Below are 19,163 nucleotides of genomic sequence, written 5' to 3' on the forward strand. Positions count from 1 at the left end.
CCCTGAGTGTGGTTGGAATGGGTGGGCGCGCGATTGTAAGCGCTTATGCGCAAGACAGGGAGCCTTTGCACGCGCAGGTCTGCTAGCATCTCGGCGCTTTTAAGCATCCTCTTCAAGCATTGTTCAGGTTCGGATGCTCATAGTTACAACCTTTTTTGCAAAACAACACTAACGAGCGAGCCACAGGCAGCGCTTTATGGGGGAATGATGGATCTTTGGACCGCCGCTCAGGCGTTGATATTGGGTGTTGTCGAGGGGCTGACGGAGTTTCTGCCGATTTCCAGTACGGGGCATCAGATCATCGTTGCCGACTTGATCGGTTTCGGTGGTGAGCGTGCCATGGCGTTCAACATCATCATCCAGCTCGGCGCCATTCTGGCGGTGGTCTGGGAATTTCGGCGCAAGATTCTTGACGTGGTCATTGGCCTGCCCAAGCAACAACAGGCGCAGCGTTTCACCATCAATCTGCTGATCGCCTTCCTGCCGGCAGTCGTGCTGGGGGTGATTTTTGCGGACCTGATTCACCATTACCTGTTCAACCCGATCACGGTCGCGGCTGCCTTGGTCATCGGCGGTGTGATCATGCTCTGGGCCGAGCGTCGCCAGCATGTGGTACGTGCCGAAACAGTCGATGACATGACTTGGCGCGATGCCCTGAAAGTGGGGCTGGCGCAGTGTCTGGCGATGATTCCGGGAACTTCACGTTCGGGCTCCACCATCATCGGCGGCCTGTTGTTCGGTCTGTCGCGCAAGGCTGCGACCGAGTTCTCTTTCTTCCTGGCCATGCCGACCATGGTCGGGGCCGCGGTGTATTCGGGCTACAAGTACCGCGATCTGTTTCGCCCTGATGACTTTGCGGTGTTCGCGATCGGTTTCATCACCTCATTCATCTTCGCCATGATTGCCGTGCGCGGTCTGCTCAAGTTCATCGCCACGCACAGCTATGCAGTGTTCGCCTGGTATCGCATCGCCTTTGGCCTGTTGATCCTCGCGACCTGGCAGTTTGGCTGGATTGACTGGGCAGCGGCCAAGGCATGACCCTGCCTCGGCAGCGTTCTTCGACGCAGAGACCGAGCGGGGGCAGGGCGCCGGTTCAGGGATTGAACCTCAAGGTCTGCATCCTTGTGCTGTTGTGCGCGATGCCTGCTTATGGCGCGGGCATGTTGTGGGCCAAATCAGGCATCCCCTTCGTGCTTGCGGCTTATCTGGTCGTCAGCCTGCTGGCGTTTCTGCTTTACCGGCACGACAAGCGTCAGGCCGGTAACGGCGGCTGGCGCACCCCGGAGAACATTCTGCACATGACCGAACTGTTCGGCGGCTGGCCCGGGGCTTTGCTGGGCCAGCAGGTTTTCCGGCACAAGACACGCAAGCTGTCTTTCCAGCTGGTGTTCTGGCTGATTGTGCTGGGGCATCAGTTGTTCTGGATCGACCAGCTGTTTCTCGACAGCGGCTGGTTCAAACCCTGGCTGTCACAGCTTGAGCGCTACCTGCAGGCGCTTCGGTAGCTTGCTGACCACCAGTTGATGCGAGCGGGTGAGCAAATCCCTGATTTCATCGTCGCTCAACACATGGGGCTGCTGGACACTGATCCAGTGGGCCCTTGCCAGATAAGGTGCAGGGCGGATGCCGGGCCGGTCGACGTAACCCAGAAACAGCTCCGGGTGGACCTTGAAAGACAAACCCTGACCGGCCAGGTCCATCACCGCGAACATCTTCTTCTCGGCAACTGAAAACACCCTTACGCCGCCCCATTTATAGTCTTCCCGGGCTCCCGGCAGGTTCAGGCAGAAGCGTGCGATTTCTTCGGTTTGCATGGTGTTTGTGGTCCTTGCTTCTAAGGTGTTCGATAGTCGCACGAATAATCCATCAGCGGATTGTTTGCCCATGCGTCTGTGTCTACTGTGCATCTTTTGTTTTGTTCAGGAGCCTGGAATGTCTGCCGTGCAACTCGCTGAGGGTGAACTCAATTATCTGCTGGAAGGCCCGGCCGATGCACCGGTACTGGTGCTGTCCAATTCTCTGGGCACTGATCTGCACATGTGGGATGCGCAGATTCCGGCGTTTACCCGGCATTTTCGTGTGTTGCGCTACGACACACGTGGCCATGGCCGCTCGCTGGTCAGCGAAGGCCCTTACAGTATCGAGCGCAATGGGCGTGATGTGCTGGCATTGCTGGATGCGCTCCATATCGACAAGGTGTCTTTCTGTGGCCTGTCCATGGGCGGGCTGATCGGCCAGTGGCTGGCGATCAATGCTCCCGAGCGTCTGGAGCGTGTGGTGCTGTGCAATACCGCATCGAAGATCGGCACGCCTGAGGTGTGGAATCCGCGTATCGAAACCGTGCTGCGCGATGGTCAGGCCGCGATGGTTGCTTTGCGCGATGCCTCGATTGCCCGCTGGTTCACGCCTGAGTTCGCCGTTGCCGAGCCTGCAAAAGTCGAGACCATTGTCGGCATGCTGGCGCAGACCTCGCCCCAAGGCTATGCCGCCAACTGCGCTGCCGTGCGCGATGCCGACTTCCGTGACCGGATCGCTTCGATCAGCCTGCCGGTTCTGGTGGTCTGTGGTACCCAGGATGCCGTGACCACGCCTGCGGACGGGCGCTTCATGATCGAGCGTATCCAGGACGCGCAGATGATCGAGCTGCATGCGGCGCATCTGTCGAACGTCGAGGCGGGCGAGCTGTTCACGCAACCGGTGCTGGCATTTCTGAACGACGAATAAACGCTACCGGCAGAATCCATGAACTCCACAGCCCGTGCATTGGCTTGCGCCGGGCTGTGGAGTTTTTGCTTTCCATACGCGGCAAGTTGAAACCTTGACAGCTTCCTTACAGGTAAGCGTGGCTGACCGGCAGTAAAATGGCCCCAGCCGGAATACAGACGTCCTCCCGATAAATAGTCTGGCCCGGCTTATGCACTATTTTCCATTCAAAGACTCTCATTTCTGTGAGAGCAGGGGCGCTGGAGCATGAAGTTCCTCATGTGCGCATAAATGGATTGTTCAGGACTACAAAGGATGAGCCTTCAAATGGTACGTCTTTGTGCAGCTATGCTGGTTTTTGTGCTCAATGGCCTGATTTCAGTGCAGGCACAGGCGAGTGAGGATTGGAGCGCGGGCTTTCATGAGCTGAGCTTTCCCGACCCTCTGGATTCGCAGCTGATGCAGGCCATTGCTTTCTATCCGTCCACCGGGTCGGAGCAGGTGAGCGCGATCCAGGGTTATCGGGTTGAAGCCGGTGAAGATGTGCCGATTGCCATGGGACGTTTCCCGTTGCTGTTGTTGTCGCACGGCAATACAGGCAACCCGCTGGCCTTGCATGATCTGGCGACGTCCCTTGCTCGCCAGGGCTTTGTGGTCGTTGCCGTGATGCACCCCGGTGATAACTATCGCGATCACAGCCGTCTCGGCAGCCTGAGCAATCTTTATGGCCGTCCGTTGCAGATTTCCGAAGCCATCAGCGCAGCCTTGCTCGACCCCATGCTGTCGCCTTATCTCAATGCCCGTCAGGTCGGCGTGATCGGTTATTCGGCAGGTGGCGAAACCGCGCTGATCCTCGCGGGTGCGCAGCCGGACCTCAAGCGTCTGCGCCAGTATTGTCTGGAGCGGCCTGATGATCGCGATGCCTGCAAGACCCGGGGGGAGCTTGTTGCTGACCGGGACGACTTGCATGCCCAGGCCGATCCGCGAGTCGGTGCGCTGATGCTCATGGCGCCCCTGAGCCTGATGTTCGGTCGCCATACCCTGAGCGAAGTTCATGTTCCGGTGCTGATGTATGCCGGTGATGACGATCAATTGCTGCCCATCGACAAGAATGCAGAGGCTCTGGCGCGCAAGCTGCCGAAGGTGTCGGACTACAAGTTGCTGGCAGGCGCAGGTCATTTCGTATTCATGGCCCCGTGCAGCGATGAGCAGCGCGCAACCATGCCGCTGTTATGCACTGACCGTGAGGGCGTGGACCGCGAAGATATCCATCGCAATCTCAGTGCCGAAGCGGTGCGCTTCTTCAGCAGTACATTGGGCTCCTCCGATGCCGATCGTTCCGGCATGCAGACGGCTCATCATCAATGGCCCGATTCACTGCTCCCTTCTGACAGCAGTCTCAGGTAATCACCAAACCCGCCGCTGGCCCTGGGGTCAAGGCGAGTGCTGGTGGTGACCTGTGGCCTGCAACTCCATGCGATACGGGCACCGCTGCGTTCCAGTTGGCGGACAAGATGTACGTCTTCATGGCAGGCCAGGAAAGGAAATCCTCCGGCCCGCAAATAGGCAGAGGCACTGACGCCCAGGTTGGCGCCATGAATGTGCCGATGCCCTTCGCGATGTTGATAGTGCTGTTCAAACAGCCTCTGTGCTGTGGCTGACAGGCCATTGTTCTGCATGGCGAGTGTGACCGTGCCGCAAACGGCGTCGGCATTCAGTGCCAGTTGCTCCACCAGCCAGTCTGTCGCCACATTGCTGTCGCCATCGGTGCTGGCCAGCCAGCGGGCGCCGTGGGCGAGCAGGTAACGTGCGCCTGCCGCCCGCGCCTGTCCGACATTGCGGGCCTTCAGGTCAAGGGTGATGACACCGTGTTCCAGGGCGATATCGGCCGAGTGATCGGTACAACTGTCCAATACCACCAGGATCGTGACGGGTTCGCCATTCAACCCTGGATGCCTGCTGGCCAGCAGCAGGCTTTCAAGGCAGGCACCGAGCAGTTTCTCTTCGTTGTGTACCGGGAGCAGGATGCCAATCATCTGAGTTTCTCCCGAGCTGCGACGGAGGTTTGATCATGACTCCAGAGGTCCAGCAGAAAGTCGGCTTCGTGATGACTGAACAGCCGGTGCGCCTGCAAGCGTTCGTCCAGAACCTGATGAACCCGATCGGCATTCAATGGGCAGCCCTCGATGTCGGGACGCCAATGACAGGCCAGCAATTGACCATCGGGTGTGAGCGAGGCAAGCGCGCAGTCGATCCATTGATGCAGGTCTTCGAGATCGAGGTAATAGCCAAGTTCGCTGAACACGATCAGATCGAACTGTCCCTCGGGCCATTGCTGTGGAAGGCGGGCGTGCAGCACATGGACATGGCTGAAAGACGCCAGGCGCTGGCGGGCAAGCTCCACAGCCAGGTTTGAGGTATCGCAACACAATAAATGTTCGCAGCGTCCGGCCAGTTCTGCGCTCAGTTCGCCATTGGCGCAGCCAGGCTCGAAAATTGAGGCATAGCGCTCATGGGGCAGGGCGGCGAGGGTCAGGGCGCGTTTGCGGCGTTCGTACCAGCGCTGCTTGAAAGCCCAGGGGTCGTCGTTGTCCCGGAAAAGCTCATCGAAATGCTGTTCGGTGACACTCATATGAAGATCACCTCGAAAGGTTGCAGCAGCCGTTCAAGTATTCCGGCAGGCAATATCGGGGAAAGCCCGATGTCCGGGTCGCCTTGCAACTGGCTGGCAAAGGCATGGGCAGCATGGCGCTTGCGGGCAATGGTCATGGGGTCCAGCAAGACCTTGCGGGCACGTTCCCAAGGCAGGCGGTCATCTTCCGGGCTTGCCCAGTGCCAGGCCCAGATCGGCACTTCGATGAGGGTGGCGCCTGCCTGGGCACAGGCGCGTGCGCAGGCGCGGCCTGTTGCTTCGTGATCGGCATGCCCGTCTTCGGCCCAGGTGGTGAACACCACATCGGTGGGCAGCAGGTAGCGTTCGATGAATTTCACCAGCTTTTCCTCCTGGGCGGCGACTGCGCCGTCATTGAAACCACCACGAATCCATTGCAGGCGATGCAGTGGCAGGTCGAGACGACGCAAGGCTTCGGCGCTTTCTTGGGGACGGATCACGCTCAGGCGTCCGGCGGGCCAGAGTTTCGAGCCGGGATGGCTGGCGCTGCCATCGGTGACCGATAACAGTTTCAGGCTCCGGTCCAGTTGCGCCAGTTGGCACATCAGGCCGCCACAGCCCAGTATTTCATCGTCTGGATGAGGGGCGACGATGATTGCCCGTGAGTGATGTGGTACCAGCAGGTCAGCGCTGATGACGGGTACTGCGGCCAGTTTCTGTGAGGCGTTCCAGGCTTTCAGGCTGGTGCCACAACCGGCTATCAGTTTCTTTTTCATGGCTGCCAGGCTGCACCCCATGGGCTATTCGATGCCTTGCTTGCCAATTGCCCGAGAATGGCGAGGTCTTTCTCGGCATGACTCTGGCGCAGGAAGACCGGCAGGTCGGCAATCAGGCGGGCAAAATGGGCGTCCTTGCAGTAAGGGGTTGCCCCTAGTGCCCGGCCCACATGATGAATGACCTGTTCGGCCGTGTGTTCGACATGGGCACGACAGCGTCGGGCAAGCTGTTCGGCATTGTCCTCCGGTGTCCGGTCCAGGCTGAGGGCGGCTGCCTGCAATAGCTGGCTGGCGCTGTACAAGGCAGTATCCACCGCCCCCAGATGTGCAAGGGCATGGGGTTCTTCGCTTTTACCGGCCTGCTGTAAAAGACGTTGTGCCAGTGCGCATGAAGCGCCGTACCAGCACGCCGCAATACCGATGCCGCCATGCCAGAAACCTGCGCGCGTCAGATACGCCCCAGGCGTGCCGACTGTCGACGCGGTGGCTTGCTCGAACTGAACCTCGATACTGCCGGTTGCGCCCATGCCGACTGCACGCCATCCGGAGGTTGCGATATGAATGCCGGGTTGATCGAGAGCCACAGCAACCAGTTGCTGGCGGTTTTCTTCATCCCAGGCGGTGATCAGGGCATGGCTCAAGACTGCCGCTCCCGAGCACCATGCCTTGCGGCCGTTCAGTCGAAGCGAGTCGCCCTTGCCGCTGACACTGACTCTGGCTGTGGGCGGTTCGGCAGCCCACATGCCCCAGGTCGTCCCGGGCTCGGGAATCACCGCGCCCAGTTCCTGCATGATCGCCAGGGCATCGGTATGCCCTTCATAGAGTTTGCACAGCCCCAGATCATGAGCTGCCACACAGGCCAGCGCTTGCCAGCGCTCCAGAGTCTGGCCGCTTGCCGGCATCGGCAGGTGGTCGAGGCCTTCGCTCACCAATGCCCGCAAGCATTCGCCCAGCGCCTGCGTATCGGCATAACCGTGCTTGCGCCAGTCGAGAAACTCCTTGAGTGCCTGAGTCATGACTGATCTTCGCGCTGTAGCTCAAATAGCAACAACGAGCGTGGGGTTACGGTGTAGCGGGAGCCGAAGTCGAATTTTTCCTTGCTGCGCAAATCTTCCTGATTGGTATCGATCAGGCAGGTGAAATGCGTGCCTTCAGGTACTTGCGGGAAGGTGAAGTCAACGCCTTCATGATGAGCATTGACCACCAGCAGCAGGGTGGCATCGGCACCGGGGCGACGGATTCCGGTTTCCTGGGCACGGCCATCCATCAGCATGCCCAGGCAGCGGGCCTGGCTGTCGTGCCATTGTTCGACGCTCATTTCATTGCCGTCCGGCGCCAGCCAGGTGACATCCTTGACGCCGATTTCTTCGTTGTAGTCGCCCACCAGAAAACGGCTGCGGCGCAGGATCGGGTAGCTTTGGCGCAGCTTGATCACGCGCTTGACGAACTTGAGCAGTGCCTTGCCATCGGAATCCAGATCCCAGTTGACCCAACCGATTTCGCTGTCCTGGCAATAGGCGTTGTTATTGCCATGCTGGGTTCGGGCGAATTCATCGCCAGCGACCATCATCGGAGTGCCTTGGGCCAGCAGCAGGGTGGCGAAGAAGTTGCGCATCTGACGCAGGCGCAACTGATTGATTTCCTGGTTGTCTGTCGGGCCTTCGACGCCGTGGTTCCAGGACAGGTTGTTATTGCTGCCGTCCTGATTGTTCTCGTCGTTGGCCTCGTTGTGCTTGTCGTTGTAGGACACCAGGTCATGCAGGGTAAAGCCGTCGTGGGCGGTGATGAAGTTCACCGAAGCCTGAGGGCGGCGACCGCGCTGATTGAACATGTTACCCGATGCAGTCATGCGGCCGGCAAAGTCGGCAAGCTGATTGTCATCGCCTTTCCAGAATGCACGTACGGTGTCGCGGAACTTGTCGTTCCACTCCATCCAGCCTGGCGGGAAGCCGCCGACCTGATAGCCGCCAGGCCCGCAGTCCCAAGGTTCGGCGATGAGCTTTACCTGACGCAGGACCGGGTCCTGGCGGCAGGCGACCAGGAAACTGTGCCGCTCATCGAAGCCGTCGTGATAGCGGCCCAGAATGGTCGCCAGATCGAAGCGGAAACCATCGACATGCATTTCCGAAGCCCAGTAACGCAGGGAGTCGGTGACCATTTGCAGTACGCAGGGATGACTCAGGTCCAGTGTGTTGCCTGTGCCTGAATCATTGATGTAGAAGCGCTTGTCGTCTGGCATCAACCGGTAATAAGAGGCGTTGTCGATGCCGCGCATGGACAGGGTCGGCCCCAGTTCGTTGCCCTCGGCGGTATGGTTGTAGACCACATCAAGAATGACCTCCAGCCCCGCGTGGTGCATGTGCGCGATCATTTCCTTGAACTCGGCGATCTTGCCGTGCGCCAGGTAGCGTGGGTCCGGGGCGAAGAACGCAATGCTGTTATAGCCCCAGTAATTGGTCATGCCTTTTTGCAGCAGGTGCTGGTCATTGACGAAGGCATGCACGGGCAGCAATTCCACCGCTGTCACACCCAGCTTGCGCACATGGTCTATGACCTCCTCGACCATCAGGCCGGAGAAGGTGCCACGCAATTCATCCGGTACCGCCGGGTGGCGCATGGTGAAGCCGCGCACATGGGTTTCATAGAGGATGGTCTTGTCCCAGGGCGTACCGACCCGCTGGTCGCGGCCCCATGTGTAGGCCGGGTCGATGACCTTGCTCTTGGGCACGAAAGGCGCGCTGTCGCGCTCATCGAAACTCAAATCGCCGTCAGGGTGGCCGATGGTGTAACCGAACAAGGCTTCAGACCATTTCAGCTTGCCGACCAGTTGCTTGGCATATGGGTCGATCAGCAGTTTGTTATGGTTGAAGCGATGGCCATTCTGCGGGTCGTAAGGCCCATAGACTCGATAACCGTAGATCAGGCCGGGGTGTGCATCGGGAAGGTAGCCATGAAAGATTTCATCGGTGTATTCCGGTAGCTCGATACGCTCCAGTTCTTCCTCACCGCTTGAATCGAACAGGCACAGTTCCACCTTGGTTGCATTGGCGGAAAACAGTGCAAAGTTGACACCCAGGCCATCCCAGTTGGCGCCGAGCGGGAAGGGCAGCCCTTCACGAATGCGGGAGGGTGAACTGGTCGTTGAAGTCTCGTCTTTTACGGTTTTGGACTTTGTATTCATGATTCTTTCCTGACGCGATGACTTTTCAGGCAGCCAGAACCGCTATCGAAACCCGGACGGCTTCAATACTGCTGAATAAAGATGCCGGAGTTGCCGCAGGTCGCGCCGTGATCTAGCGCGACATCTGCGGCAGTGTGCAGGTACAGGACCTGTAGCGTTTCAAGTCGCCGGTGGTTTACGTGGTTTCTTCGCCGCAGGCTTGGGCGGTTGTTCTGCCTGGGTAGGAGGTGACTTTGGTTTTGCAGCGGGCTTGGGTGCGGCGGCTGGTTTGGCTACCGGTGCTGCCTTGGCTGCCGGCTTGGAGGGCGCGGTTTTTGGCGTACCTCCATCGACCTTGGGTAACTTGGGCTTGTTGGCCTTGCTGGCACTGGTTTTATCCGGAGCCAGTGCTTCGGCTTCTGCCAGTTTGCGGGCCATTTCCCAGTGACGCTGTTCCTGCCCAGTGGGCTTCCCTTCCGATTCCCATATCTGATATGCAAATTCGCGGATTCTTTTTTCGTCGGCACTCATCTCGACACTCCCAGGTATTACATAGTTTGAATAAGCAGGTTTACAGAAAAATCCTTGAGCGCTGCACTGAGCTGTATTTCCCTGTCATTTATAACTACGACGTCAGAAAAGAGGCCCTTCCAGTCTGGATGTGAATCAGCGAACGGCAGAATGATTCGTGTATTTCCCCAATTGGCAGCATTAATGAATGGAGTTTGCGCAGTGCCCAATAGTTCACTGCTTGTGCGTGGAACAACAACAATGGCGCGCTCGCCCTCCCATACACGAGCGAAAGCCACTACATGCTCTGCGTGGCTGCCAGTCACTTGCAGGGGCAGATACTCCCCGTGACTGAACAGGCTTGAATGTTTTGCGCGCAGATTCAGCACCTGTGCGATCAGCGCCTGCTTGACTCTGCCGTCCTGCCAGTCGCTCAGCAGTTCGGGGGCCGGAACGGATTCAGCCAGGGCTCGCTCACGGGCCTTGTAGTCCACCGGGCGACGGTTGTCAGGGTCCACCAGACTGAAATCCCAGAACTCGGTGCCCTGGTACAGATCAGGCACACCCGGTACGGTCAAGCGCAGCAAAGTCTGCGCCAGACTGTTGAGTGCTCCGGCGACAGCGATGCGGTTGGCGGTCGCCCCCAGAGACTGACGCAGCGCCAAGGCTTCAGGGGCCAGCAGCAGGCGCTGGAGAAATTCCCGGCAGGCGCCTTCATAGGCCTGATTGGGCGAGCCCCAACTGCTTTGCAGCTTGGCTTCACGCAGGGCTTTTTCCTGCCACTGAACCATGCGCTGAGCATAGGTTTCATGGGCTTGCTCACCTTCAAGATCAAGCGGCCAACTACCCAGCAGCGCCTGATAGAGCATCAGCTCATCCCCCGCGCTGATGGTCGGGTCTTCACCTTTCAGCGCGATCGCCAGTTGTCGCCAGCGCTCGACTTGCTCGGCATACCAGTCTGCGCATTCGCTGAGCACGGCCAGTCGCGTGCGAGTGTCTTCGCCGCGTTTATGGTCGTGGGTCGCGGTCGCCAGCAGGTTGTTGGCAAACTTGTCGTGTCGCTGCTGGCAGGCCTCATGAAAGGCTTCCACCGGCGCACTGAAGTGCTGGGGATGAAACCCTACGTCGTTGCGCGAAAGCAGCACTGCCGAGCGATAGAAGGCGGTGTCTTCCACGGATTTGGCTGCGACGGGGGAGGTCAGTTGCTGAAAGCGGACACAGGCTTTGCGCAGTTGATCGCGAAGGCGCCCGCGGGGCAGCTTTCGCCATGGCTCACCCCCTAGCCAGCGTTGCAGGTAATCCAGCACTGGCCAGTCACCTTCGTTGAGCGTCGTGCGGGCGCCTTGCATCGCCTGCTGAAAGAAACGATCGTCCTCTGGCGAACGGCCGCAGGCACTGATGTAGGTCCGGTAGATCGGGAAGTTCACCACCAGTGCCAGCAGCGCACGGCGAATGGCGCCAAGGGTCAGGTCGCGACTCATCAGGTCGCTGCGCGCTACTTGCAGCAGCGCCTGAGCAAGATTCTCGAAGTCGCCGGCCAGGGTGCCATGCAGCACCAGATCACGGGCTTGCAGCACCTCCTGATCGAAATCCGCACTGCGTTCTGTCAGTCGGCTCCAGAGTTCGGCCAGCGGCGCCTGGCCCTTGGGATCGTGTTGCAGCAGGGATACCTGATTCATGAACTCGTAACCGGTGGTGCCATCCACGCTCCAGTCATCGCGCAACGGTTCATCGGGGCCGAGGATCTTCTCGACGAAAATCGGCAGGTGGTCCAGCCGGGCGTGGGCAGGACGGTGCCTGAGCAGCCCTTGGACCCGACGATGCAGTTTACGGCCGTAGCCGCGAGGGTCGGCCAACCCGTCGATATGGTCGATGCGCAGACCGTCTACCAGACCCTCCTCGATCAACTGGAAAATCTTGCCATGGGTAGCCTCGAAGACCATGGGCCTTTCGACCCGCAGGCCACCCAGTTCATTGATGTCGAAGAAGCGCCGCCAGTTGATGTCATCGGCGGCGGTGCGCCAACTGGCCAATCGATAATGCTGGCGTTCAAGCAAGTGGTGCAGACGGTTGAAGCCTTCGCTTTCCCGTGAGTCGAACTGTGTAATTCCTTGCTCGATGGCTTGAAGTATTTCTGGGTTCCTGGCCATTTCAGCCAGCTCGGCCTTGGCTTGTCGGGCACGCTCGTAAGCCTGGGGGTACTGACTCAGTGCCGAAAAGCGCTGGCCCAGTTCGGTCAGTTGCGGATGCGCGCTGGCATGCAGCAACGGGCCGTAGGTCATTGGCGTGATCGGAAAGTGATGCTGATAGTGCTCGATATGAAACGAGCCGTTCTGCGCATTGAAACGCAACGCAACGTCCCCGGCTTGCAGCACCGCTCCGTAGTCGCTGCTCAGGAATGGCAGCAGCAACTGGCCTTCGAGCAGCGGGTCGGGGGAGTTCCACTGAATATCGAAAAAGCTGGCGTAAGGGCTGCCGCGCCCCCACTCCAGCAGATCGAGCCACCAGGGGTTGTCCGCACCGCCGACGGCCATGTGATTGGAAACGATATCGAGGATCAGGCCCATGCCGTGGGCGCGCAGGGCCTCTACCAGACGGCGCAGTGCCGGTTCGCCGCCCAGTTGCGGGTTGATGATGGTCGGGTCGACCACATCGTAGCCATGCATGGAATCGGCCCGCGCCTTGAGCAGCGGAGAGGCATAAATGTGGCTGATACCCAGGCTGGCAAAATAGGGCACCAATGGCACAGCGTCGTCGAGGGTGAAGTCCTTGTGGAACTGCAAGCGTTGAGTCGCGCGCAGGGGTTGCAGGGCAATACTCATCGGTCACGCTCCGCAGCTTGCAGCCGGGATTGGGACAGCAGCTCCAGCCTTCGTGCAGTGTCTTCATGGTCGAGCAAGGCGGCACTTTCTGCAGTGAAGCGCCGTCGCCAGTTCGGATGACTGTCGATGGTGCCGGGCAGGTTGGCCTGCTCATGAACGCCCAGAGCATCTTCCATGGGCAGCAGCACCAGCGGTGCGCGGGTATGGCCCAGATAGCGGATGCTGGCATCGATGATGCGACTGAAGTCTTCGGTGTCGGCGGGCAAGTTGTCGTTGTTCTGGCTCAAGGCACGGCGCAGGCTATCGTATTCACGGGCCCGTTCTTCGCGCCAATGGCGCTCGCTTTGTTCGTCGAGATGGCCCAGGCGCGAATGCCACTCGATATCCAGCTCGCTCAGCCAGCCCGTCAGAGTGGGCAGGTCGTGAGTGCTGGTCGTGGCCAGTGCTTCGTCCGACCAGTCGAGGATCGGTTTGAAATGCCCGTTGTTCTGTTCAAACAACAAGACGCGCATGCCCAGAATCGCACGGGCCGACAGTTTCTCATGCAGGCCTTCGGGGACTGTGCCCAGATCTTCTCCCAGCACAATTGCCTTGTGCCGCCAGGATTCGAGGCTCAGCAGGCGCAACATGTCGTCAAGCGGGTAGTTGAGGTAGGCGCCTTCGCTGGGCGGCGACCCCAGTGGCACGACCCACAGGCGTTGCAGGCCCATCACATGGTCGATACGCAAGCCACCGGCATGGGCGAAGTTGGCGCGCAGCATCTCGATGAAAGCCCGGAAGCCGTTGCGTTTCAGCCCATCGGGAGAGAAAGCCGAGATCCCCCAGCTTTGTCCTGAGCGATTGAGGATATCCGGCGGTGCGCCAACGGTCAGCGCCGACAGCAGTTCGTCCTGCCGACTCCAGGCCTGGCTGCCGGCGCCGTCTGCGCCCACTGCCAGGTCGGCGATCAGGCCAACCCTCATGCCACTGCTGCGTGCGGCAACCTGCGCACGTTCCAGGCTGCGAGTGATCAGCCACTGGGTAAAGGCATGAAAGCTGATCTGCCGGCCGTGGGCTGCGGCGAACAGGCCAATGGCGTCGCTGCGCGGGTTTTTCAGTTCGTCCGGCCACTCATGCCAATTGTCACTGATGCCCATGTTCGGGCACTCGGCGCGCAGGGCTTCAAAGCGACAATGGTTTTCCAGGGCTTCGCCGCCACTGTGGCGGAAGCTGTTGAAGTCTTCGTACAGCGGATGAGCACCGGTACTGAACGCTTCATAGAGTTTATGAAGAGCTTTCCACTTGGCACTGGCGGCCGCTGGCCAGTCGATCAAGGGCAAGTCTTCCAGACGCTTGAACTCATCGCTCACACCGGCATCTTCAACGGCCTGACGCCAGGCTCGCTCGCCGAGGATCATGCCCGGCGAAGCGTAGAGACTGTTGAGGAACAGGCGGCTTGAGGGGGAATAAGGGCTGTATCGGTGCGGGTCGCTGGCGAACATGGCGTGGATGGGGCTGATCGCCAAGGCGTCGGCACCCCGTTCGCCGGCCGAGCGCACCAGGGCTTCAAGCGCCTGGGTGTCGCCGAATCCGCCATCGCCTTCACGACGGAGGCCATATAGCTGCACTGTCAGCCCCCATGCGCGGGGCACACGGACATCGGTTGCCATGGCCATGCTGAAGCAGGCTTTGGGGGCTACGGCGATGGTCAGGTGCTGGCCGGCGATATCCAGTTGCTGATAGCCGATGGTTGCCAGTGCTGGCAACTGCGCATTGGCGGTCAGCCTGGCAGCCAGTCGTGAACCGTCTTCCAGATGCAGGACGAAAGGTGTCTCAGGCTCGAACCATTCGGACAGGTCCAGATTGCTGCCATGGTCCACCGTCAGCAGCGGCGGGGCGCTGGCGCCGTGCATGGAGGTCTGCAATTGCAGCAGGCTGGCGTCGATGGTTTCGCTACTGTCTGCCGGGTGACCGAGTGCCTCGAGAACCTTGCGCAATACCTGCGGGCTGACCGTTTGCGGTCGACCATTCGCATCGACCCAATGCACCGACAAGCCTGCTTCAGTGGCAAGTCTCTCCAATTGCTCATTGCTCATCCTGTTCCTCCAGAACATCACTTGCTGTCAGGCTGACAATGGCCGTGTAAGGATTGAGGGTGCCTCGTCGGGAAAGTTCTACCGGATGTTGCTGAGTGGCAAAGAGAAGCGTAGCGCTATCCCGTTCGGGTGCCACTGCCGGATGCTCGCCGAGATTCAGATCGATGCGCAGGACACTGCCATCGCCCATGCGCCAGCGCGCACTGACCGCGCCATCGCCCAGCACGTCGCAACCCAGTGCGCGGGTGCCCGGCAGGCGCGGGACGATCTGGTCGTGACGAATGCCCAGCAGTTGTCGATAGAGCTGCAGCCAGCTTTGATGGTCGCTGCCTTTGTCGGTTTCCAGTTCGATGGCATCGAAGGCGGGGCGAGAAGCGGCGAAGGTTTGCGGGTCGTTGGGGTCGGGGATGTGCTCTCGGCGCTCCTCGTCGGCAAAGGCTGCGAAGTCGGCGAATTCGTTTCGTCGCCCCTCGCGAACGGCGTCGGCCAGTTCGCCGTGGTGGCTGGTGAAGAACAGGAAAGGTTCGCTCGCACCCCATTCATCGCCCATGAACATCAGCGGGATCATTGGCGACAGCAACAACAGGGCGGTCGCCGCCTTGAGCGCAGGGGCAGAGCAGAGCCGGGTCAGGCGCTCACCCAAGGCGCGATTGCCGATCTGATCGTGATTCTGCAGGAACAGGACGAAGGCACTGGGTTCAAGGTGCCCGCTGGGCTCGCCCCGGTTATGGCTGTGCCGGGTTGCTTCGCCCTGATAGACGAAACCTTCGCTCAGCAGACGAGCCAGCTTCCGGGTCGGCTCTTGTGCGAAGTCCGAGTAATAGGCATCGGTTTCGCCGGTCAGCAAGACATGCAGGGTGTTGTGCCCGTCATCGTTCCACTGGGCATCGAAGCCTTGTTCAAGCAGCCTTGCCTGATTGAATTCGTTTTCCAGGTTCAACCAGACATGCCGGTCCTTGTCGATGCGCTGACGCACGCGCCGGGCAAACTCTGGCAGAAAGGTGTCGTCCTTGATGGCATGTACGGCGTCCAGGCGCAGCCCGTCGAATCGATATTCGAGCAGCCACATCAGGGCATTGTCGATGAAGAAGTCACGAACCTGCGGCCGACGAAAATCGATGGCATCGCCCCAGGGCGTGTTCACATCGCTGCGAAAGAAGCTTTTGGCGTAGCTGCCCAGATAGTTGCCGTCCGGGCCGAAGTGGTTGTAGACCACATCCAGGATCACCATCAGGCCATGGCCGTGGGCCGTGTCTATCAGGTGCTTGAGCTGTTGCGGGGTGCCATAGGAGGATTGCGGGGCATAGGGCAGTACGCCGTCGTAGCCCCAGTTGCGATCACCGGGGAATTGCGCCAGCGGCATCAGCTCGATGGCGGTGACGCCCAGTTCTGCAAGCCGGGCCAGATGTGTCTCTACTGCGGCATAACCGCCCAGTGTGCCGACATGCAGTTCATGGATCACAGCCTCGTGCCATGGGCGACCGAGCCAGTGTGTGTGTTGCCACTCATAAGCCTGGTGATCGACCACGATGCTTTGCGAATGCACGCCATCGACCTGGGCGCGGGAGGCCGGGTCCGGCACCTCCAGCGCCTTGTCGATTCTGTAGCGGTAGCGAGTGCCCGCCTTGCAGCGGGCATCGATAACGAACCAGCCGTCCTCGCGTGCCGACATGGCCAGTGACTGGCCATTGTCCAGCTCGACGCTTACATCTTTGGCATCCGGTGCCCAGAGGGCGAACCGGGTGTGTTCGGGGTCCAACAAAACGGCACCGTGGCACCAGCTATCGTCTGTACGCACAAGCATCCAGTGACCCCTTCTCCTCAATAGTAAGTCGAAACACCTGCATTCTTTTTCAGCAGGTCCTGATACAGCTCTGCATAGGGTTCTACAGCCTGCTGCCAGTTGAACGGTGCAGCCATGGCGCGGCAGCGCATGGCATTGAGCAATTCATGGTTGGCGAAAACCTTGAAGGCACGATTCAACGCTTCGGTGTAGCTCTCTACGCTGGAGTCATCGAACAGAAAACCGGTAACACCATCTTCTATCGTGTCTGCCAGGCCGCCGGTATTGCGAGCAACCGGCAGTGAGCCGAAACGCTGGGCGTACATCTGGCTCAGGCCGCAAGGCTCGTAGCGGGATGGCATCAGCAGGAAATCGCTGCCGGCAAACATGCGGCGCGCATCGGTTTCGTTGAAGCCGATACGGACACTGATTCGCCCCGGAAAACGTTCGGCCAGGGCGCGCATGGCATCCTCTTCCTCCGGTTCGCCACGGCCGATGATCGCGATTTGTCCGCCTTGATTGACGATGTGCTCTGCTACGCCGATGGTCAGGTCCAGACCCTTCTGGTACACCAGCCGCGAAACCACGGCGAACAGCGGGCCGCTCGAAGGATCCAGCTCGAACAGCTCGCGAACGTAGTCGGCGTTGATTTCCTTGCGCAGCCACTCGTTGGGTGCGAAATGGCAGATCAAGTGCTCGTCGGTACTTGCATCCCAGCTGGCGTCGATACCATTGGGGATACCGCTGAGCTGGCCCTTGTCGGCCTTGCTTTGCAGGAAGCCTTCCAGGCCGCAGCCAAAGTCGGGAGTCGTGATTTCTCTGGCGTAGGTCGCGCTGACCGTCGTGATATGGCTGGCGTAGGCCATGCCGGCCTTGATGAAGGACAGCTTGCCGTAGAACTCCATGCCGTCGCTGCTCAAGGCTTCGTCCGGAATACCCAGTTCACGACTCGAACCTGTACTGACTGTGCCTTGGTAGGCCAGGTTATGAATGGTGAAAATGCTTGGCGTGGTCTGCCCGCGCCAGCGCATGTAGGCGGGGGCCAGGCCGGCAGGCCAGTCGTGGGCGTGGACCAGCTCCGGGCTCCACTGGCTTTTTACCGCGCCAGCGGCGAAGTCGGCCGCCGCCAGCCCCAGCCGGGCGAAACGGATATGGTTATCGGACCAGTCGCGGCCGTTGGCGTCGCCATAAGGCGTACCTTCACGCTCGTAAAGTTCAGGGCAGATCAATACATAGATGACCAGACCGTCCTTCATATCCATACGCCCGATCTTGCAGGCAGGCAAGGCGGCATAGCCTCCCAGCTCACTGATCACATGGATCGGGTTACCGCTGTTGAGCACTTGCGGATAGCCAGGAATCAGCACTCGTACATCATGCAGGTGACGCATGGCGCGCGGCAGGGCGGCAGACACATCGCCCAGGCCCCCGGTCTTTACCAGATCAGCCAGCTCCGAAGTCACGAACAGCACTTTGCGTCTGTTGACCGGCGATAGGGTGGGCTGTGTAGTTGAAGGGGGTAGTTGAAGCTGTGGAGCAGGGGTTGTAGCAAATGATGGTAGATGAGTCAGCTCGTTGGCCAGCTGATTAAAACTCTCTCCCTTCTGGGTTTTGACCGCGGCGCTAATCATCGTTTTCTCCCATTCAACACAGTGTTGGTGCAGCATTGGTGTTTTTATGAGCCATTCCCTATGGCTGACGATATGCACTACGCAAGATCAGTACCTGTTTATGCCTTGCGCAGTGATGGAGCGTGGTGATGAGACCCAATGCTTATTGGTCAGCCAATAGCATAGGCGCTCTATTGAGATGACCCACCCGTTTTGGAGAAGTTTCGACTTTTTTACGGGGAAATGTCTGGCATGGGCATTAGGCGTAGATAACGCTGGGGCCGCGGGAGCCCGAAGAGGCAAGGGCGCGTCTTTTTGGTGCGGGCTCAGGAGCTGGAAAAGGGTGTCGTGACCGGTCGTCGGATTGCCTTGGCCACCGTGCTGATTTCAGCGAATTCAATGACAGATGCAATGAATTTGCGCACTTTTTCGGTGGGAAACAGGCTGTATGCCTCTTCCGGGTGCATGGGGCGTTTTATCTTTGGGCGTCCGAGGAAATTTCCTACATTCATGTTGGAACATTTTGGGGTGAGGCGCGATAGAATCGGCCTCCGTTGGCTTGCCTTTGTGCATGCTTGCCGGTGGAATCAAACTGTGTCGACGTATTGAAGAGGTTGGAAATGGAAGCCCCAGAGGTGCTGGTACTGCAAGCGAGCTATACCAATCCGGTGCATGCCGAAGCGATTGGATTCGTCTTGAATCACTATGCCGAAGATGTAATGGGTGGTGGCGAGTCATTATCGGCTGATACCCGTCAGCAACTGGCAATCGAACTGGCCAAGCGACCTCATGCCTTCAGTGTCCTGGCTTTTATCGCTAACGAGCCGGTAGGGCTGGTCAACTGCTTCGAGGGGTTTTCGACTTTTGCCTGTCGCCCGCTGGTGAATATCCATGACGTTGCTGTGTTGCCCCAGCATCGTGGCCTGGGCATCTGTCAGAAAATGCTCGCCAAGGTCGAGGAAATTGCACGTCAACGTGGTTGCTGCAAGCTGACACTGGAAGTACTGGAAGGTAACGAGACGGCGCAGCGCGTGTATGCAAGGCAGGGTTTTGGCGGCTATCAGCTCAACCCGGAAATGGGGCGTGCGATGTTCTGGCAGAAAACGCTTTAAG

Annotated in this window: 16 protein-coding genes; 5 read left to right on the plus strand and 11 right to left on the minus strand. The window is 59.4% G+C overall.

The window, feature by feature from the left end:
* Positions 1 to 207: 207 nt before the first annotated feature.
* Both Q6A51_RS02330 and Q6A51_RS02335 read left to right on the plus strand, forming a co-directional pair.
* Entirely contained in the window at positions 208 to 1,038 is an 831-nt protein-coding gene (locus Q6A51_RS02330) for an undecaprenyl-diphosphate phosphatase (protein ID WP_201002085.1), read from the plus strand.
* A gap of 2 nt (positions 1,039 to 1,040) precedes the next feature.
* Positions 1,041 to 1,505 carry a DUF1294 domain-containing protein gene (locus Q6A51_RS02335; RefSeq protein ID WP_405046116.1) on the plus strand — a complete coding sequence of 155 codons (465 nt, stop codon included), beginning with the start codon at positions 1,041 to 1,043 and terminating at the stop codon, positions 1,503 to 1,505.
* On the opposite strand, the gene Q6A51_RS02340 is transcribed toward Q6A51_RS02335, so the two are convergent.
* Positions 1,470 to 1,814 (minus strand): MmcQ/YjbR family DNA-binding protein, encoded by a 345-nt coding sequence (locus Q6A51_RS02340; protein WP_201019575.1) that lies wholly within the window; start codon positions 1,812 to 1,814, stop codon positions 1,470 to 1,472. The two genes, Q6A51_RS02335 and Q6A51_RS02340, sit on opposite strands and share 36 nt — an antisense overlap.
* Before the next feature lie 118 nt (positions 1,815 to 1,932).
* Between Q6A51_RS02340 and pcaD the strand changes: the two genes are divergently transcribed.
* Together pcaD and Q6A51_RS02350 are read left to right on the plus strand one after the other, a co-directional pair.
* Positions 1,933 to 2,724: a 3-oxoadipate enol-lactonase gene (gene pcaD / locus Q6A51_RS02345; protein ID WP_304574028.1), complete on the plus strand. Its 792-nt coding sequence runs from the start codon at positions 1,933 to 1,935 to the stop codon at positions 2,722 to 2,724.
* A gap of 306 nt (positions 2,725 to 3,030) precedes the next feature.
* The gene (locus Q6A51_RS02350; RefSeq protein ID WP_201002409.1) at positions 3,031 to 4,110 is read left to right on the plus strand and encodes an alpha/beta hydrolase family protein; all 1,080 of its coding nucleotides are present in this window, start codon (positions 3,031 to 3,033) and stop codon (positions 4,108 to 4,110) included.
* Here the strand turns inward: Q6A51_RS02350 and Q6A51_RS02355 are convergent.
* The 10 genes from Q6A51_RS02355 to glgA form a co-directional block, all read right to left on the minus strand.
* Positions 4,065 to 4,739: a glycosyltransferase family 2 protein gene (locus Q6A51_RS02355; protein ID WP_201019577.1), complete on the minus strand. Its 675-nt coding sequence runs from the start codon at positions 4,737 to 4,739 to the stop codon at positions 4,065 to 4,067. The two genes, Q6A51_RS02350 and Q6A51_RS02355, sit on opposite strands and share 46 nt — an antisense overlap.
* Positions 4,736 to 5,335 carry a class I SAM-dependent DNA methyltransferase gene (locus Q6A51_RS02360; protein ID WP_201019578.1) on the minus strand — a complete coding sequence of 200 codons (600 nt, stop codon included), beginning with the start codon at positions 5,333 to 5,335 and terminating at the stop codon, positions 4,736 to 4,738. The genes Q6A51_RS02355 and Q6A51_RS02360 overlap by 4 nt, the downstream gene beginning before the upstream one ends.
* On the minus strand, positions 5,332 to 6,090 hold the full coding sequence (locus Q6A51_RS02365; RefSeq protein ID WP_201002098.1) for a PIG-L deacetylase family protein: 759 nt from the start codon (positions 6,088 to 6,090) through the stop codon (positions 5,332 to 5,334). Before Q6A51_RS02365 ends, Q6A51_RS02360 begins: the two co-directional genes overlap by 4 nt.
* The gene (locus Q6A51_RS02370; protein ID WP_304574029.1) at positions 6,087 to 7,106 is read right to left on the minus strand and encodes an acyl-CoA dehydrogenase family protein; all 1,020 of its coding nucleotides are present in this window, start codon (positions 7,104 to 7,106) and stop codon (positions 6,087 to 6,089) included. Before Q6A51_RS02370 ends, Q6A51_RS02365 begins: the two co-directional genes overlap by 4 nt.
* Positions 7,103 to 9,271, minus strand: a complete 2,169-nt coding sequence (glgX, locus tag Q6A51_RS02375; RefSeq protein ID WP_304574030.1) for a glycogen debranching protein GlgX — start codon at positions 9,269 to 9,271, stop codon at positions 7,103 to 7,105. Before glgX ends, Q6A51_RS02370 begins: the two co-directional genes overlap by 4 nt.
* 159 nt (positions 9,272 to 9,430) lie before the next feature.
* The gene (locus tag Q6A51_RS02380) at positions 9,431 to 9,781 is read right to left on the minus strand and encodes a DUF2934 domain-containing protein (RefSeq protein WP_201002104.1); all 351 of its coding nucleotides are present in this window, start codon (positions 9,779 to 9,781) and stop codon (positions 9,431 to 9,433) included.
* Between the two features lie 17 nt (positions 9,782 to 9,798).
* Entirely contained in the window at positions 9,799 to 12,582 is a 2,784-nt protein-coding gene (locus Q6A51_RS02385) for a malto-oligosyltrehalose synthase (protein WP_304574031.1), read from the minus strand.
* Complete coding sequence (gene malQ / locus Q6A51_RS02390; RefSeq protein ID WP_304574032.1) at positions 12,579 to 14,657, minus strand: 4-alpha-glucanotransferase; 2,079 nt, start codon at positions 14,655 to 14,657, stop codon at positions 12,579 to 12,581. Before malQ ends, Q6A51_RS02385 begins: the two co-directional genes overlap by 4 nt.
* Positions 14,647 to 16,461: a malto-oligosyltrehalose trehalohydrolase gene (gene treZ / locus Q6A51_RS02395; protein ID WP_304574033.1), complete on the minus strand. Its 1,815-nt coding sequence runs from the start codon at positions 16,459 to 16,461 to the stop codon at positions 14,647 to 14,649. Before treZ ends, malQ begins: the two co-directional genes overlap by 11 nt.
* A 17-nt stretch (positions 16,462 to 16,478) precedes the next feature.
* Positions 16,479 to 18,071, minus strand: coding sequence for a glycogen synthase GlgA (gene glgA, locus Q6A51_RS02400; RefSeq protein ID WP_201002112.1), 1,593 nt, complete (start codon positions 18,069 to 18,071; stop codon positions 16,479 to 16,481).
* 599 nt (positions 18,072 to 18,670) lie between these two features.
* Here glgA and Q6A51_RS02405 point away from each other — a divergent pair.
* Positions 18,671 to 19,162 carry a GNAT family N-acetyltransferase gene (locus Q6A51_RS02405; RefSeq protein WP_201002114.1) on the plus strand — a complete coding sequence of 164 codons (492 nt, stop codon included), beginning with the start codon at positions 18,671 to 18,673 and terminating at the stop codon, positions 19,160 to 19,162.
* Position 19,163 lies beyond the last annotated feature (1 nt).

Origin of the sequence: Pseudomonas serbiensis (assembly GCF_030580745.1) — a bacterium.
GTDB classification, from domain to species: domain Bacteria; phylum Pseudomonadota; class Gammaproteobacteria; order Pseudomonadales; family Pseudomonadaceae; genus Aquipseudomonas; species Aquipseudomonas serbiensis.

Bases quoted from the DNA above. Each gene is read 5' to 3' on its own strand.
- malQ (WP_304574032.1), bottom strand. From the start codon at position 14,657: ATGAGCAATGAGCAATTGGAGAGACTTGCCACTGAAGCAGGCTTGTCG.
- pcaD (WP_304574028.1), top strand. From the start codon at position 1,933: ATGTCTGCCGTGCAACTCGCTGAGGGTGAACTCAATTATCTGCTGGAA.
- Q6A51_RS02365 (WP_201002098.1), bottom strand. From the start codon at position 6,090: ATGAAAAAGAAACTGATAGCCGGTTGTGGCACCAGCCTGAAAGCCTGG.
- Q6A51_RS02380 (WP_201002104.1), bottom strand. From the start codon at position 9,781: ATGAGTGCCGACGAAAAAAGAATCCGCGAATTTGCATATCAGATATGG.
- Q6A51_RS02350 (WP_201002409.1), top strand. From the start codon at position 3,031: ATGGTACGTCTTTGTGCAGCTATGCTGGTTTTTGTGCTCAATGGCCTG.
- Q6A51_RS02370 (WP_304574029.1), bottom strand. From the start codon at position 7,106: ATGACTCAGGCACTCAAGGAGTTTCTCGACTGGCGCAAGCACGGTTAT.
- treZ (WP_304574033.1), bottom strand. From the start codon at position 16,461: ATGCTTGTGCGTACAGACGATAGCTGGTGCCACGGTGCCGTTTTGTTG.
- Q6A51_RS02360 (WP_201019578.1), bottom strand. From the start codon at position 5,335: ATGAGTGTCACCGAACAGCATTTCGATGAGCTTTTCCGGGACAACGAC.
- Q6A51_RS02330 (WP_201002085.1), top strand. From the start codon at position 208: ATGGATCTTTGGACCGCCGCTCAGGCGTTGATATTGGGTGTTGTCGAG.
- Q6A51_RS02405 (WP_201002114.1), top strand. From the start codon at position 18,671: ATGGAAGCCCCAGAGGTGCTGGTACTGCAAGCGAGCTATACCAATCCG.
- Q6A51_RS02385 (WP_304574031.1), bottom strand. From the start codon at position 12,582: ATGAGTATTGCCCTGCAACCCCTGCGCGCGACTCAACGCTTGCAGTTC.
- glgA (WP_201002112.1), bottom strand. From the start codon at position 18,071: ATGATTAGCGCCGCGGTCAAAACCCAGAAGGGAGAGAGTTTTAATCAG.
- Q6A51_RS02355 (WP_201019577.1), bottom strand. From the start codon at position 4,739: ATGATTGGCATCCTGCTCCCGGTACACAACGAAGAGAAACTGCTCGGT.
- glgX (WP_304574030.1), bottom strand. From the start codon at position 9,271: ATGAATACAAAGTCCAAAACCGTAAAAGACGAGACTTCAACGACCAGT.
- Q6A51_RS02340 (WP_201019575.1), bottom strand. From the start codon at position 1,814: ATGCAAACCGAAGAAATCGCACGCTTCTGCCTGAACCTGCCGGGAGCC.